19 protein-coding genes are annotated in these 16,349 nt (G+C 28.6%); 16 read left to right on the forward strand and 3 right to left on the reverse strand.

What is annotated here, in order from left to right; genetic code table 11:
- Positions 1–18: 18 nt before the first annotated feature.
- On the reverse strand, positions 19–1,443 hold the full coding sequence (locus WJW32_RS06305) for an alanine/glycine:cation symporter family protein (protein ID WP_340256569.1): 1,425 nt from the start codon (positions 1,441–1,443) through the stop codon (positions 19–21).
- Between the two features lie 340 nt (positions 1,444–1,783).
- On the reverse strand, positions 1,784–2,581 hold the full coding sequence (locus WJW32_RS06310; protein ID WP_340256571.1) for a rhomboid family intramembrane serine protease: 798 nt from the start codon (positions 2,579–2,581) through the stop codon (positions 1,784–1,786).
- A 157-nt stretch (positions 2,582–2,738) separates the two neighbouring features.
- On the opposite strand from WJW32_RS06310, the gene WJW32_RS06315 reads away from it, so the two are divergent.
- The 14 genes from WJW32_RS06315 (at position 2,739) to WJW32_RS06380 (ending at position 13,712) form a co-directional block, all read left to right on the forward strand.
- Entirely contained in the window at positions 2,739–4,736 is a 1,998-nt protein-coding gene (locus WJW32_RS06315) for a sigma-54-dependent Fis family transcriptional regulator (protein ID WP_340256573.1), read from the forward strand.
- A 290-nt stretch (positions 4,737–5,026) separates the two neighbouring features.
- Complete coding sequence (locus WJW32_RS06320) at positions 5,027–5,173, forward strand: hypothetical protein (protein ID WP_340256575.1); 147 nt, start codon at positions 5,027–5,029, stop codon at positions 5,171–5,173.
- A gap of 12 nt (positions 5,174–5,185) precedes the next feature.
- Entirely contained in the window at positions 5,186–5,503 is a 318-nt protein-coding gene (locus tag WJW32_RS06325; RefSeq protein ID WP_340256577.1) for a Na+/H+ antiporter subunit E, read from the forward strand.
- Positions 5,504–5,761: a monovalent cation/H+ antiporter complex subunit F gene (locus tag WJW32_RS06330; RefSeq protein ID WP_340256579.1), complete on the forward strand. Its 258-nt coding sequence runs from the start codon at positions 5,504–5,506 to the stop codon at positions 5,759–5,761.
- 10 nt (positions 5,762–5,771) lie between these two features.
- Positions 5,772–6,050, forward strand: coding sequence for a monovalent cation/H(+) antiporter subunit G (gene mnhG / locus WJW32_RS06335; protein WP_099187677.1), 279 nt, complete (start codon positions 5,772–5,774; stop codon positions 6,048–6,050).
- A gap of 21 nt (positions 6,051–6,071) precedes the next feature.
- Positions 6,072–6,311, forward strand: a complete 240-nt coding sequence (locus WJW32_RS06340) for a hydrogenase subunit MbhD domain-containing protein (RefSeq protein WP_248483019.1) — start codon at positions 6,072–6,074, stop codon at positions 6,309–6,311.
- Positions 6,308–6,592: a hydrogen gas-evolving membrane-bound hydrogenase subunit E gene (gene mbhE / locus WJW32_RS06345; RefSeq protein ID WP_340256588.1), complete on the forward strand. Its 285-nt coding sequence runs from the start codon at positions 6,308–6,310 to the stop codon at positions 6,590–6,592. Before WJW32_RS06340 ends, mbhE begins: the two co-directional genes overlap by 4 nt.
- Positions 6,585–7,004, forward strand: coding sequence for an MnhB domain-containing protein (locus WJW32_RS06350; protein ID WP_340256590.1), 420 nt, complete (start codon positions 6,585–6,587; stop codon positions 7,002–7,004). The genes mbhE and WJW32_RS06350 overlap by 8 nt, the downstream gene beginning before the upstream one ends.
- A 1-nt stretch (position 7,005) precedes the next feature.
- Positions 7,006–7,368, forward strand: coding sequence for a sodium:proton antiporter (locus WJW32_RS06355; RefSeq protein ID WP_340256592.1), 363 nt, complete (start codon positions 7,006–7,008; stop codon positions 7,366–7,368).
- A 2-nt stretch (positions 7,369–7,370) separates the two neighbouring features.
- Positions 7,371–8,846 carry a complex I subunit 5 family protein gene (locus tag WJW32_RS06360; RefSeq protein WP_340256594.1) on the forward strand — a complete coding sequence of 492 codons (1,476 nt, stop codon included), beginning with the start codon at positions 7,371–7,373 and terminating at the stop codon, positions 8,844–8,846.
- Between the two features lie 51 nt (positions 8,847–8,897).
- Complete coding sequence (locus WJW32_RS06365; protein WP_340256596.1) at positions 8,898–10,352, forward strand: complex I subunit 5 family protein; 1,455 nt, start codon at positions 8,898–8,900, stop codon at positions 10,350–10,352.
- A 12-nt stretch (positions 10,353–10,364) separates the two neighbouring features.
- Positions 10,365–12,284: a complex I subunit 5 family protein gene (locus WJW32_RS06370; protein ID WP_340256598.1), complete on the forward strand. Its 1,920-nt coding sequence runs from the start codon at positions 10,365–10,367 to the stop codon at positions 12,282–12,284.
- A gap of 116 nt (positions 12,285–12,400) precedes the next feature.
- Positions 12,401–13,303, forward strand: a complete 903-nt coding sequence (locus tag WJW32_RS06375) for a chemotaxis protein (RefSeq protein ID WP_340256599.1) — start codon at positions 12,401–12,403, stop codon at positions 13,301–13,303.
- Positions 13,304–13,430: 127 nt separating this feature from the next.
- Positions 13,431–13,712 carry a DUF2325 domain-containing protein gene (locus tag WJW32_RS06380; protein ID WP_340256601.1) on the forward strand — a complete coding sequence of 94 codons (282 nt, stop codon included), beginning with the start codon at positions 13,431–13,433 and terminating at the stop codon, positions 13,710–13,712.
- A gap of 234 nt (positions 13,713–13,946) precedes the next feature.
- Here the strand turns inward: WJW32_RS06380 and WJW32_RS06385 are convergent, their stop codons facing one another.
- Complete coding sequence (locus WJW32_RS06385) at positions 13,947–14,213, reverse strand: cysteine-rich small domain-containing protein (protein WP_340256603.1); 267 nt, start codon at positions 14,211–14,213, stop codon at positions 13,947–13,949.
- Positions 14,214–14,442: 229 nt separating this feature from the next.
- Between WJW32_RS06385 and WJW32_RS06390 the strand changes: the two genes are divergently transcribed.
- Both WJW32_RS06390 and hflX read left to right on the forward strand, forming a co-directional pair.
- Positions 14,443–14,925, forward strand: a complete 483-nt coding sequence (locus tag WJW32_RS06390) for a hypothetical protein (protein ID WP_340256605.1) — start codon at positions 14,443–14,445, stop codon at positions 14,923–14,925.
- A gap of 142 nt (positions 14,926–15,067) precedes the next feature.
- Positions 15,068–16,348: a GTPase HflX gene (gene hflX / locus WJW32_RS06395; RefSeq protein ID WP_340256607.1), complete on the forward strand. Its 1,281-nt coding sequence runs from the start codon at positions 15,068–15,070 to the stop codon at positions 16,346–16,348.
- The last annotated feature ends 1 nt before the right edge of the window (position 16,349 follow it).

Below are 16,349 nucleotides of genomic sequence, written 5' to 3' on the forward strand. Positions count from 1 at the left end.
AACTGCCTTTACAATATATTATGCTCTTTTAGCTTCTTTTGAAGATTCCCAACATTCTAGATTGTTCAGACCTTCTATGTTATCTGAATAAAATACTGGATCTTTTCCTTCTTTCTTTTGAGCAGCATAATCTTTTAATGCTGCAAATGCTATTTTACCAAGTTGAGAAATAGCTATCAGATTTATCAATGCCATTAAACCCATGAATAAGTCTGCCATATCCCAAACTATTTGAACTTTAGCAACTGATCCGAATACAACCATACCTACTACTGATAATCTATATATTAATAAATAAACATTATTAGTGTTTATAAATTCTATATTAGTTTCACCATAGTAGTAATTACCTATTATAGAACTGAATGCAAATAACAAAATACAAGCAGCTATAAATGTATTTCCCCAAGAACCTACTTGAGAACTTAAAGCAGTTTGTGTAAGCTGTATACCAGTTAAACCTTCTGTTGTATAAGCCCCAGATAGAAGGATTATAAATGCAGTAGAACTACATATTAAAAGTGTATCAGTAAATACTCCAAGCGTTTGAATTAAACCCTGCTTAACTGGGTGAGATACTTCTGCTGTTGCAGCTGCATTTGGGGCAGATCCCATACCAGCCTCGTTAGAGAAAAGACCTCTCTTAATACCTTGCATTAAAGCAGCTCCGATTCCACCACCTATAGCAGCTTTTGCACCAAAGGCACTGCTTATAATAAGAGAGAATACTGATGGTACTAAAGTTATGTTTTTGATAATTACAAAGAAAGCAACTAATATATAAGCAACAGCCATTACAGGAACTATTAATTCTGCAACCTTTGCAATTCTTGTAACTCCACCGAATATTATAATCGCTGTAACTGTAGCTAATACTAATCCGATTATAATTCTATTTAATCCAAATGCTTCTTCAAAAGCAAGCGAAATAGTGTTTGATTGTACTGCATTGAAAACAAGACCAAAACATAGAGTTATTAGTATTGAAAATAAAACTCCCATCCATCTCTTGTTTAAAGCTTTTTCCATATAATAAGCTGGACCACCGCGGTATCCGTTTTTATCTTTAACCTTATAAATTTGAGCTAAAGTACTTTCAACAAAACTTGAGCCAGCTCCTATTAAAGCTATAAGCCACATCCAAAATACAGCACCAGGTCCACCTATAGAAATAGCTAATGCGACACCAGCTAAGTTACCAGTTCCAACCCTAGAAGCTGTACTTATACAAAATGCTTGAAATGAAGATACACCTTGTTTTTCATTAGATGAATTACTAGCGCCATCTCCCAATAGTCTAAACATCTCTCCTAAGAATTTAAACTGAACAAAGTTAGACTTAAATGTGAAATAAAGACCAAGTGTAATAAGTAAAAATATAAGAACGTATTGCCAAAGTATAGTGTTTCCTACAGAAACTATTTTTTCTAAAATGCTCAACATTTTATCACTCCCTTTTAATATAAATTTATAAAATATTATTATTGCTTTAAATGAAATTTAGTATTGATTCAGTTTAGCATCAATTGAAACAATTGTACCAAAAAATAAATAAAATATCAAATTTCTTTTTATTCTGAATTTTACAAAAATGAATTTTATATCAAAAAGATGCTTGCAATGATTACAATTATTGCATATAAAATGAACTGTAGGTTTTTAAATGGTATTTTTAAACAGAAAAAGTTAAAAAAATATGAATTAATAAAAAAAAATTATTCATATAAAGTGAAACTTAATTTAAAAGAGGGTAATAAAAAAAGATGAAGCGAAAGATTCATCTTTATTTGTGTTCATGATTAACAAGGTGATTACTACAATATTCATAGTCTCCACTACATTTAGAACAGTATCTAAATTCTATATTCGGATCGTCTTTTTCGGTTATTCCACATACAGTACATTTATGAAAATAATCTTTTTTAGTTATGCTAGTTATATTAGATTTAAATTGATTTTTTCTGTTATAAGCGATTCTTCTATTCTTAGCATTATATAAATTGCTTTTTCCAAAAAAAATCAAGTAATTTATTATAGATACTATAGCTGTTAACTTGAACATTATAGGAGAAAATATAATTGTATAAACTATAAATATCCAGTTCATCCAAGCTAAGTATTTAACTTTAATTGGAAGTATGAAGAATATATAAAACTCATAGTCTGGATATATTTTAGCAAAGGCTAAAAATATAGATAGATTTAAATAAGTAGCACTGACCGGGGAATTAATTACAAAGGATACTATTGTAGTTCCAATCATACCTAACAAATAGTATAGATTGAACTTAAAACTACCCCATTCCTGTTCAAGTGCAGAGCCTAGAGAATAATAAATATATAGTCTGAAAAATATCCAAATAGGATCAAGTAAAGGTGGTATAAATATATAAGTAATTAATCTCCAAACTTGTCCTTTCATAACTAAGTTAGGATTTAGTTCAAGCAAAGATATTAAGTTATAAGAGTGGGTTATGAAATATATACCATATACAAGGGTAGATAAACCTATTATATAATACATTAGATTTTCTATTGCAAGATGTCTGTATTTTCGCTCTAATTTATTTATCCAATTCATCTGAAAACCTCCTTTTGTAAAAAATAAAATTTGCAAATACACACTATATTATGACACATACATTATATATTGACCAAAAGTGAGGTTGAATATTTAACGCAAATTCATATATAGTGGTATAATAAATAATAATATTAATCCGTAAGGAGTGATAAAATTGCCAACGGAAATTTTACTGGGTAAGAATGAAGATAGTATTAAAGCTTGGAGAAAATTCATAAAAACAGGGGAATTAGATTATGACTTAATAAGACCTATTATAGCTAAATCTTGGTTGAGAAGTAAAGCTTATAAAATAGATCCATTTGTAAATAATGAAGTTTTAAAGCTTAATGAAAGAGAATTGAGGAAAAGAAAAGAAGAATCCAAGAGATTAATAGAGATAGCTAAACCTTTTATGAATAGCTTGTATAAGATAGTTGAAGATAAAGGACTTGTAACTAGACTTGCGGATGGAGAAGGCTATATTCTTGAGTTTATGGGAAATAGTGATCTTATAGACACTTACAAAGATCTTAATATAGAGATGGGAAGTAATATAGGCGAAAAAAATATGGGAACTAATGCTTTATCACTTGCAATAATAAATAAAGAGCCTATACAGGTGCTTGGAGGTGAACACTATTGTAAGATGTATCACAATTGGAGTTCATCTGCTTGTCCTATAAAGGATGAATATGGTAATGTTGTTGGTGTATTGAGTGTAACGGGACCATATGAAAAAGTTCATCCTCATACATTGGGAATGGTTGTGGCATCAGGTGAAGCTATAGAAAATCAATTGAAAGTTAATGATATGAATAAAAAGCTCAGTATGACAAATAAGCATTTATTTGCAATAATGGAATCTATATCTGAGGGACTGTTAGGTATAGATAACAAAGGTATAATCAAGGATATAAACTTATTCGCTAGAAAATTACTTTCGCTTGATGAAAAAGATATTATAGGAAGAAATATCAGTGAACTTATAAGTGAGAAAAACAATAAAATAGTGATAAGTGTTATAAATAAAGGTAAAAAGTATGAAGAAACTGAAATATATTTTAAAAACAAAAAAGGACAAAGAATATACTGTATAGTAAGTTTGACTCCTATAAAAGACTGTGATACGGATGAAGTTGAAGGTGTTGTTGTAACTTTTAGAAAGGCTAAGACTATTCATAACCTTGTAAATAAAATAATAGGAGCTGAAGCTATATTCACTTTCGATGATATTATAGGTAAGAGTGATATTATTCAAGAAGCTAAAAGAATTTCAAAAAAAACTGCAAGAGCAAATACTACTATACTTCTTCAAGGTGAAAGTGGTACAGGAAAAGAATTGTTTGCCCAATCAATACACAATGAAAGTCCTAGAAAAAATAAACCATTCGTATTTTTAAACTGTGGGGCTATTCCTAGAGAACTTGTAGCAAGTGAATTATTTGGATATGTAGAGGGGGCGTTTACTGGTGCTAAAAGAGGTGGACATCCAGGAAAATTCGAGCTTGCTGATGAGGGAACTATATTTCTTGATGAAATAGGAGATATGCCTCTTGATACACAGGTAAATTTACTTAGAGTTTTAGAAACTAAGTCAATAGTGAGGGTTGGAGGGCATAGCGTTATACCAACAGATGTTAGAGTAATAGCTGCAACTCATAAGAATTTAAAGGAAGAAGTTGAAAAAGGAAACTTTAGAGAAGATCTTTATTATAGATTAAATGTAATGCCTATAACTACGCCGTCTTTAAGACATAGAAAAGAAGATATAGATCTTTTGGTTGAATATTTTCTTGGAAAATTTAGCAAAAAGATGAATAAAACTATAGGACCTATTAATGAAAGTTTCTATAAATATGTTAAAAGTTATGATTGGCCTGGGAATGTAAGAGAACTTCAAAATGTAATGCAGTTAGTTGTAAATATGGTTGAAGAAGGAGAAATTATAGAATATAAACATTTACCTTCATATATAAAACCTAGCAATTTGTGCAAGAAAATAGGAATAAAAGAAGAATTGTTGACTTTAGCTGAAATAGAGAAAATAGCAATAATAAAAACCTTAGAGGATGTGAATGGAAATATAGCTCTTGCTTCAAAAACACTTGGCATAGGAAGAAGTACTCTTTATAGAAAAATAGAAAAATACAATATAGATTACATGATATAGAGTGAAAGTGTATCAAAATGAAACGTAAGTTTCGTTTTGATACACTTTTTTATGTCTTAAAATTAACAAGTGTTTTAAAATGATACATAAAACGAGTTTAAAATAACGTTTTCATACGTATTTATATTTTGAAATAAAAGAAATTAAAATAATCAACTTTGTAGTGTGCGTTGAAATAACAGGGTCTGCAACTGTAAAATATCAAACAAACACAAAAGTGGCATGGAATTTGCTAGATAAATGATATGTAAAATTAATTTTAAGATAAAGAAACAAAAGGAGGTTTTTTTATGAAAAAATTATTAATAGTTATGACTATATTATTAATATTTTGGGATGTATTAGAGGGTTCAATAAATATGGAAAATTTCTTGGTTGGAATGTGTATATGTTTGTTCGTTTATAAGTTCAATAAAGAAAATTTTATTACAAAATAAGGTGGGATATTTTTGTTTAGAAAATTTATTTATATAATTCAATATTTATTTGTATTAATAGTGGAAGTTATAAAAGCAAATATAGATGTTGCAAAGATAGTTTTAAGTCCAAAAATAGATATTGAACCAGTTGTTGTAAACTTTAAAACTAAACTAAAATCTGATTTATGTAGAGTTATATTGGCAAACTCAATTACATTGACTCCTGGAACTATAACTATGGTTATGGAAAATGATGTATACACAATACATTGTCTTAAAAAGCAGTTTGCAGAGGGTCTTTTAGATTCTAAGTTTGAAAATATACTTTTGAAAATAGAGGAGAGTTAGATGATTATGGAAAGAATATTCGTAGCTTCAAGTTTGTTTTTATCTATTACAATAGTATTTTGTATGATAAGAGCTATAAAGGGTCCGATAGCTGCTGATAGATTGATTGCAGTAAATGTAATTGGTACTAAAACTATAATTTTGATATCGTTGATATCATTTGTATTGCACGAAACTTATTTTATAGATGTTGTACTCGTATATGCACTTATTAGTTTTATAGGATCGATAGGAATAGCTGATTTGATCGATAAATAGGAGGGGTAATATGAAATTGGTTGTAGTAACTATATTTTTATTCTCAGGCCTATTTTTCTTTTGTATAGGAACTATAGGTTTGTTTAGATTTAATGATGTTTTTACAAGAGCTCATTCTGCTGCTAAATGTGATACTTTGGGTGCAGTTCTTAGTTTACTTGCTTTAATTATATACAATGGTTTTTCATTTGTTAGTATTAAGTTGATTTTAGTAGTAGTTTTTTTATGGATTACAAATCCTACTGCAACACACTTAATAACAAGGGCGGAGTTTAATAGAAGAAAATAAGCATATATGGAGTGAATTGATATGGGATTACTTAGTATTATTATGATTTTATTTTTGATATTTGCATCAGTAGCAGTATCATTCGTTGAGGATTTACTAGGTGCAATAATTGTATTTATGGTATATTCTCTTGTGATGGCAATGCTTTGGCAACAATTAAATGCTCCTGATCTTGCTATAACTGAAGCTGCTGTTGGAGCTGGAATTTCAACACTTCTATTTATATTAACTCTTAAGAGAATAAAGGGGGATTCGAAATGAGAAAAATTATAACTGTTATTTTGACCACTTTATTAATAGGAATAATACTTGTAGGAGTAAGTGAGTTACCTGAGTTTGGAGAATTTGATGTTCCAGCTCATAATTATGTATCTAAGACCTATTTAGAAGATACGGTTAAAGAAACTGGTGCGCTTAATATAATAACTGGAATTATATTAGATTATAGAGCGTTTGATACTTTTGTAGAGGCTACTGTTTTATTTACGGGAGGAATTGTTGTTTTATTGCTTTTAAGAAGAGAAGGTGATGAGTGTGAATAGTAAAATACTCAGTGTTGTTTCAAAATTTGTAATACCTTTTATACAGGTGTTTGGAATATATGTTATTGTAAATGGACATATATCTCCTGGTGGCGGATTTGCAGGAGGAACTATAATAGGCGCAAGTTTTATTCTTTATAGAATTGTAAATGGAGCTGATAAAGCTAAAGGTAAGTTCTCCTATAATGCATTAATAAAAGCTATGTGTTTTTCTTTGATAGGGTATGGGATGTTAAAAGGATATAGTTTCATAGGAGGAGGGCTACATCTACATCTTCCGAGTTTTCCAATTGGCACACCTGGTAGAATATTTTCAGCTGGTTATTTACTTCCTCTTAATATTTTTGTGGGTTGTGTAGTAGCCATCACGATGTATTTTTTGTATAGTTTGTTTAGTGAAGGAGAAATATAATATGCAAAATTTAATGAATAATTATATAGAGGTAGGGTCTATTATTCTGTTCGGAATTGGATTTATGACACTACTTCTTAATAATAATATGATAAAAAAGATAATCGGTCTTAATATAATGGATACAGCTATATTTTTATTTTTTATAGCTAGAGGATTTATATATGAAAAGGATGCACCGATAGTTGTTGGAGAATTTAAAGGAGTTGATGGATATATCAATCCTGTTCCGACATCTCTTATGCTTACAGGTATAGTAGTTTCAGTTAGTATGACTGCATTTATGCTAGCTCTTACCATAAAACTTCATGAAAAATATAAAACTATAGATTTAAGAGAAATTCTGAATATGAAGGAGGGGTAGATTTGGCTATAAAGAGTTTTCCGTTAATTATGATTTTAATATTATTTATAAGTTCATTCACTATGCCCCTTATAAAGAATAATAGAATTATAAAAAGTATAAGCTTTATAACTAATCTTGTATGTTTAATATTGTCTATATTTACTTTTGATTATGTGAAGGTACATGGCGATTTCAAATATAGGATGGGTCATTTTGATGCTCCTTGGGGGATTGAATTTAAGGTTGGAGCTATAGAGTGCTTAATGGCTATTTTGTTTACATGTGTTTGTTTTTTTATAATATGGTACTCGATGTATAGTATAGAAAAAAATATAAAAAAGATGAAAATTCCATTTTATTACCTGCTTATAAATATACTACTAGCTTCTTTTCTTGGAATGGTATTTACCAACGATATATTTAATGCATTTGTATTTATAGAAGTTAGTACCCTTGCATCTTGTGGAATAATAGCTGTTAAGGATGATAAGGAAAGCATAAAGGCTACGATAAAATATATAGTTCTTAGTAGTTTAGGCTCTGGTCTTGTTCTTTTGGGAATAGCATTTATATACTCTATTACTGGAAATTTAAATATGGAATTTATAAGTATGGAACTTTCAAAACACTGGACTGAGTATAGAAAAATAGTAACATTATCTATTGGATTATTCGTTATAGGTCTTGGTATTAAAGGGGCGATATTTCCACTTCATATATGGATGGCAGATGCATATTCATCTGCAATAGATACTACAACAGCACTTTTAGCAGCTATAGGAGCAAAGGCTATAGTTATATTGTTTATCAAAATATTATATAGAGTATTTGGATATGAAATTATAAATGAAGTGAAAGCATTAAATCTAATATTGTTTTTAGGTGTTTTAGGTATGATAATGGGATCTGTATTTAGTATATATCAGAAAAATTCAAAGAGGGTAATAGCTTATTCAAGTGTTGCTCAAATGGGTTATATATTCTTAGGGATAGGACTTTCTAGTGCATTTGGTCTTGCAAGTGCCATGTTTCATATTATAGGACATGCATTTACAAAATCGGCTCTATTTTTATGTATAGACTCTATGAGGGAAAATACAGGTGATAAAATATGTGATTTAAGAGGGATTGGAAAAGAGATGCCTATAACTTTGGGATTATTTTCATTAGGAGCATTGTCTATGGTAGGAATACCTATACTTCCTGGATTTTTAAGTAAATGGAATTTATCTGTTGCAAGTATTCAAGCTGATAAGATTTATATAGTAACGTTTATACTTGTGAGTTCTCTTTTAAATATAGTGTATTATTCGCCTATTGTTATTAATGGTTATTTTGGAGAAGAAAATTTAAAAGGAAAAGTTTATATGTCTAAGGAAAAAAATATAAAAGAGATTATTCCTATTATGATGCTTATAGGTATGATGGTTTGTGTGGGTCTTTTTTCAAACTATATCATGAAGATTTTACTTACAGCTTGTGAGCAAATTTTTTAATCTATCGCTTTTGGATAAAGCGAATTTTATGTTTAAGAAAGGTGAATTTAAATGAAAAGTCTATTTATACTTTTTCCAATAATTATGCCGTTTGTTTTAGCTACACTTTTGAATATACTCAAGTTTAAAAATAAAAAAAATAGAAATATATATATAGCGTGTTGTGTTATATTTAATTTTATATTAACTGTGTATATTATGCATTCGGATATTGATATGAAGTTAGAAATCCTAAAGATAAATGAGTTTATAAATATATGTTTAAAGATTGATAAGTTGGGCGTGTTGTTTTCACTACTTGCGTCTAGTTTGTGGATATTTACTACTTTTTATTCTATGGAATATATGGAACATGAAAAAAATGAAAAAAGATTTTTTACTTTTTTTATACTTACACTTGGGGTAACTATAGGGATTGCATTTTCTGCTAATTTAATTACTTTATACGTATTTTATGAAATGCTTACATTGGTTACCTTTCCTTTAGTTATTCACTCTGAAAGTGAGGATGCATTTAAAAGTGGCAAGAAGTATTTAATATATTCTTTTGGTGGTGCTACTTTTGTTCTCTTAGGTATGATACTTTTATATAATATTAATCCTGATTTGAGTTTTACTGCTGGAGGAATACTTAATGGTAGTGTTGCTGGAAATGAGAAGATGATTCTTGTTATATATATACTTATGTTTTTAGGATTTGGAGTAAAAGCTGCCGTTGTTCCTTTTCATTCATGGCTTCCGGCTGCTATGGTAGCACCAACACCTGTAAGTTCTCTACTTCATGCAGTTGCAGTTGTTAAATCAGGTGTGTTTAGCATAATAAGAGTATCGTATTTTATATTTGGAGCAGAGGTTATGAGAAGTGTTGATGCTCATATATACGCAAGTATATTCGTTGTAATAACTATACTTATGGGATCTTTTCTTGCAATACACCATGATAATTTAAAGAAGAGGCTTGCTTATTCTACTATAAGTCAGCTGGGATATATAATTTTAGGTGTCTTAATGCTAAATGAAAATGCATTAATTGGAGGGATTTTGCATTTGGTAAATCATGCTCTTATTAAAATTGTACTATTTTTCTGTGCAGGAGCTATATATACAAAAAAACATATTAAGAATATATCTGATATGAAGGGGATAGGTAAGGAAATGCCTATAACTATGTGGTGTTTTTCAATAGCTTGTATTTCTTTAATTGGGATACCACCTACTAATGGATTTGTTAGCAAATGGTATTTGGCGTTGGGAGGATTAAATGCGAATAAGATAATGTTTCCTATAATACTTTTGTTTAGTGCGTTTTTAACGAGTATATATTTACTACCTATTATAGTGACTGCATTTTTCGAAAAAAATTATAATACAGAAATACAAAATAATGACCCAGGAATAAGAATGTTGTTCCCGATAGTATCTATAACAATTCTTGTGGTATTGCTAGGAATATTCCCAAATGTTGTAGTGGATTTCGTTCATAAAATAGTTGTAGAGTTAATATAAAGGAGGTTAGCTATGTATTTAATTATAATGATTATACTTCCGTTAATAGGCTCTTTGGTAGGATATATAGTTGGAAGAAAAAATGAAAGACTTAGAAATTTAGTGATATATATTATAACAGGTATGGAACTTTTGTTGGTAATAATGATGTATCCAATTGTTTCAAAGCAACCTATTGAGATATTTATACCTGATATAATGGGAATTGGACTTTATTTGAAAATGGATATTATGAGATATGTATTCGTATTTTTAACATGCTTTCTATGGTTTTTAACTACGATATATTCTACTCAATATCTTATAAAGCATAATCATAGAAATAGATATTATGCATTTTTTATGCTTACACTTTCAAGTACAATAGGTATATTCATATCTGAAAATATACTTAATTTATTTACATTCTTTGAAATGATGGCGTTTACATCGTACATGTTAGTTATACACGATGATGATGTTTATTCTCATGAAGCTGGAAGAATTTATTTAGGAATGTCAATAGCAAGCGGAATGATAACATTAATGGGAATATTATTATTATTCGATTATACGAATACATTAAATATATCTGAAATATCATCTGTAATAGATTCTATTGGAAGTATGAAATATACAATAGGTTTTTCACTTATGATAGGTTTTGCGGTTAAAGCATGTATGTTTCCGCTTCATGTATGGCTACCAAAGGTATATCCAGCTTCCCCGACGCCTGCAACAGCAGTACTTTCTGGAATACTTTCAAAAGCGGGTGTTTATGGAATAATGATTGTTTCAATATGTATAATGAAAAATGATAAACTGTTTTGTGAGGTTTTGCTTATACTATCATTTATGAGCATGTTCGTAGGTGGTTTTTTAGCAATATTTCAAAGGAATATAAAGAGAATATTAGCATATAGTAGTATGAGTCAAATTGGATATATATTAATGGGTGTTGCATTGATTGGGTTGCTAGGAGAACACAATGAAATGGCTATATATGGAAGCATGTATCATATTGTAAATCATGGATTATTTAAGGTTCTTCTTTTTATGGTTGCAGGTATAATATATATGATATTAGGTGAACTTAGTATAAACAAGATTAAGGGGTTTGGAAAGCATAAAAATTTATTAAAAGGGTTATTTTTAATAGGTATGTTAGGTGTTATAGGTATGCCAGGGTTTAATGGATTTATAAGTAAGACTATGCTACATCATGCTTTATCAGAGAGTTTTCATGGAAACAAAGCTATTCTTTTAGAAATTTTATTTACAATTTGTAGTAGTTTTACAGTAGCTTATCTACTTAAAATATTTGTAGCTATATTTGTGGAGCAAAACGATGAATTCAAAGGTCAATATAAAACCAAAATAAAAAAGAGAGCATTAATTCCTATGATTATACTAAGTATAAGTATAATATATGTAGCTATAAATCCTTCGTTTTTAATAAACATTATGAATAAAGATAATTTGTTTTTTGATATTCACTTAAGTGGAGATTTTGATATGAAATTTTATTCTATAGATAATATAAAATCGTCTATAATTACTATATTGTTGGGGGCAGGTATATTCATGTTATTTATAAGAAAATATCTGTTAGTTGAAGAATGTGGGTCTAGGGCATATAAAAACCCATCTCTTAATTGGGTTAACATAGAAAATGATTTCTATAGACCCGTTTGTAAATTAGTATATAATATATTATGTATAGCGTTTTCGGCAGTAGATACATTTGTTGTAAAGATTGTAAAAAATACTGATAGAAAGATAAAGAAATTTGCTAATATCGAAATGAGCAATATAAAGTATACTGATAATGGCAGCTATAAAGTTTCTGATATACCAAAGAAAATAGGTACTCATTTAAATAGTATAACCTATTCTGTATTTATAATAGGTTTTGTATTGGTTATAATAACTATTATATTAATAGTTATTTAGAACTGGTTTTATAAATGAAGCTAAAGGTATATAATAAAAAAATAGAATAAAAAAGGAAAACGGATAAGTGTGTCGAAAAGTAAAAGAAATAGTCGAAAAGTAAAGGGGATGAATTTATGAAAGATAAAGGAATATTATTAGAAACAGGCACTGGTGAAGTTGAAATATTGGAGTTTGCAATAAATAAAGAACATTACTCTATCAATGTTATAAAGGTAAAAGAAATACTTGAAGTAGACTATCTTACTAAGATACCTAATAGCCATCCAGCAGTGGCGGGTCTTACTTTGGTTAGAGGTGATGTTGTAACATTAATAGATATGAAGTATGTAATAGAAAAGAAAAATACAGACATTAAAAAATGTAAAGTAATATTATGTGAATTCAATAATATGAAGGTAGCATTTTGTGTTGACAATATATTGGGAATTCACAGAATAGGATGGGATCAGATTAGAAAATCGGAGAATGTAAATGAATCATCTTTGGTTATTGGAAATATAATATTCAATAATAAAATACTTATGTTGCTAGATTTTGAAAAAATAGTTATGGATATAAGTCCTGCTTCTGGAATAAGTGAAAAAAGAATGAATGATATTGAGGCTAAAGATAGAAGCAATGTGAAAATGATATTGGCTGATGACTCTCCTCTTATAAGAAAGGTGCTTAATGATACTCTTACTAAAGCTGGATTTAAGAATTTAAGATTTTTTGATGATGGAGAGCAGGCGTATAATTATTTAAGCTCAATATGTGATGAAAAAGGAGAAAATTTCATAGATGATGTTCATATTTTAATAACAGATATTGAAATGCCACAAATGGATGGACATACATTAACTAGAAAAATAAAAGAACATAAGATATTAAAGAGTCTTCCTGTAATAATATTCTCATCTCTTATAACAGAGGATTTAATGCATAAGGGTGAGTCTGTAGGAGCAGATGGTCAGATGAGTAAGCCTGAGATTGGCAAACTTGTAAATTTAATAGATGAGCTTGTAGTAGATAAATAATTAAAAAGGTTTCTAAATAAAAAAATGCGATATCATTTGATATCGCATTTTTTTATTGACAACAAAACTAAAATGATATAATATGTTAAATGATAATGATTATCGATAAGGATGAGGAGTGGTTTTGATGAGTATAGTGATATATGGTGGACATGACAGAATGGAAAGAATTTATATAGATGAAGCAAAAAAACATGGAGTAAAAGCTAAGGTGTATACATATGGCAGAAATGATATGACGAAGTCTATAGGAAAGAGTGATGGAATAGTTATATTTACAGATACTATATCTCACAAAGTTGCTAATACTGTATCTAAGGAAGCTAAAAAAAGAAAGATACCAGTAGTTGTCTGTCATAATAGCAGTAAGACATCTTTCAAAAATACTATGAAAGAAATGACGTGTTAGCATAATACTTATTTTGTTGACAGGTATTATCAATTAATATGGTTTAAATAAGAAATGATAATCAATGGTTATAGCTCATGTACGTCTGCAAGTTGTAGCTCTAGAAAAGATGACTAACTTTAAATTATATGTTTTTACATATTAAACTGACCCCTTAGAATAGATACAGGAAAAATGCCTGTATCTATCCTAGGGGGTTAGTTTTATTTCAAGATGACTTTATTGATTTGCTAATTAATCTTCTGTTTTTTTACTTCCTATACGAATTACTTCTTTCATTTTAGACATTATATGGTCATAACCCCCTTTACTATGAGGTATAGTGCAGTCAGAACAATCTTTAATATCGTTTTTATATTTAAAATTACCACCACATTTATCTTTTAGCATGTATAAAGGACAAAAACAAAATAGACAATTGAAATTTTTAGGATCTCTTACCTTGTGACATGGAAAGTATTCACACTTATTATTTTGAAAAAACTTATAATTTTCACTCATACTTATATCCCCCCCTAATAATATATTAATTATACAACAATTTCATATTATATGGTAATAAATAGTCAAGTAGGAATTTTTTATATTGATACTGATTCTAATTTACTAAAATATAGGTCTAATGTCATGTGGTTAAGAATTAATTATATTGGATATAATTAATTAAGTATGAATTTTATATACTACAACTGCATAAATTCATCAATTTATCAAGAAAGGAAGGTATCAATTGGCATATAATACTATAGACCTAATAGATAAAGCAATAGATATGGCACAAAGAAGAAAAGAAATATACATACAAATTGCAAATGATAATTCTGAAAACAAAGGGATGAATATAGTTGTAAATACTTTGATAAAAGGTTTAGAGAAAAATATTGATTGCTACAATAGATTAAAAAAATATATTGAACAAAATGAAGAAGTGTTAGAAGAAATTGATTTTTTAATATATGACAAAATTTTATTCTTAGTTAACCAATTTAAAAAAAGATTAATGAATCCAAAAATTTCAGATATTAAAAGTCTTCTGAAATTTTCTGTGAATTTAGAAAACGAAATATATGCATTGTTTATAGATATACAAGGCAGATTAGTTGTAAAAGAAGAAGATGCAAAAACTAATACATATAGACTTTTATCAAATGTTATAAAAGAAAAAGAAGAATATATTAAAAATTTAGAAGCATTTGCTAAAAGACAAGGCTAGCGGTATATAGCCTTGTTTTTATTTACACCAAACTAATGTTCTTGTATAATTTAAATAATAAGGATATATTTTAAATTAGTAAATTAAAAATAACAACAAATGGTATAATAAATAATATGAAAATTTAAAAAGAGGTGATTTTATGGATAAAAAAAACGAAAAAGCATTATTAGTTGGACTTAACATAACTAATGTATTTAAAAAAGAAGATGATATAGATATTGATGACTCTATGGATGAATTAGAGGAATTAGCTAAGGCTGCGGGAGCTGAGGTTGTAGAAAAGATAGTTCAAAATAAGGAATCTAGAGATGTTGCTTTATATATAGGAAAGGGAAAGTTGGAAGAAATAAAAAATTATTGTGAAAGCTTAGATGTTAATGTAGTTATATTTAATGATGAGCTTTCGGGAGCACAAATGAGAAATTTAGAAGAGTTATTAAATGTAAAGGTTATAGATAGAACAGCCCTTATACTTGATATATTTGCTCAAAGAGCATTGTCAAGAGAAGGAAAGCTTCAAGTAGAGCTTGCTCAGTTGAAATATAGACTTCCTAGACTTTCTGGATTTGGTAAAGAAATGTCAAAAACAGGAGCAGGTATTGGAACTAGAGGTCCTGGAGAGCAAAAGTTAGAAGTGGATAAAAGACATATATTAAATAAAATATCTGATATAAAAAAAGAACTTAAGGAAGTAAAGAAAAACAGAGAAACACAAAGATCTCAAAGACTTAAAAATAGCATACCAATAGTAGCTTTAGTAGGATACACTAATGCAGGAAAATCAACTCTTACAAATGAAATTATGAAAACTCATAAAGACTACGAAGTAGAAAAAGAAGTTTTTTCAAAGGATATGCTATTTGCAACTCTTGATGTTACTTTGAGAAAGGCAGCACTTTCTAATAAGAAAGAGTTTTTAGTAGTAGATACAGTTGGATTTGTAAGTAAGCTTCCTCATGATTTAGTAGATGCATTCAAAGCTACACTTGAAGAAGTTAGATATGCAGATTTAATAATTCACGTTGTAGATGCATCGAATGATAGTTATGATATTCAAATGAATACAACTCTTGATGTTTTAAAAGAGTTAAAAGCACTTGATAAGCCTGTTATAACTGCATTTAATAAGGTTGATAAGTTAGGATATGATGTAGATGCAAAAAAAGATGAGGATGTTTTATTTATATCTTGTAAAACTGGTTACAACATAGACAAACTTTTAGAAAAGATAAAAGAAAAAATAATTGGAAATCTTCATGATGTATCTTTGTTGATTCCATATAATAAGGGAGACGTATTTAATTCTATTAAAAATAAGAACAATGTGGAGGATTTTGAATATAAGGAAGATGGAATATTTGTAGCTGTAACACTTGACGATATGGATTATGGAAAGTATAAGGAATATGAGATAGATTAAT

This window comes from Tepidibacter sp. Z1-5 (assembly GCF_037844525.1).
In the GTDB taxonomy this organism is placed as follows: Bacteria; Bacillota; Clostridia; order Peptostreptococcales; family Peptostreptococcaceae; genus Tepidibacter_A.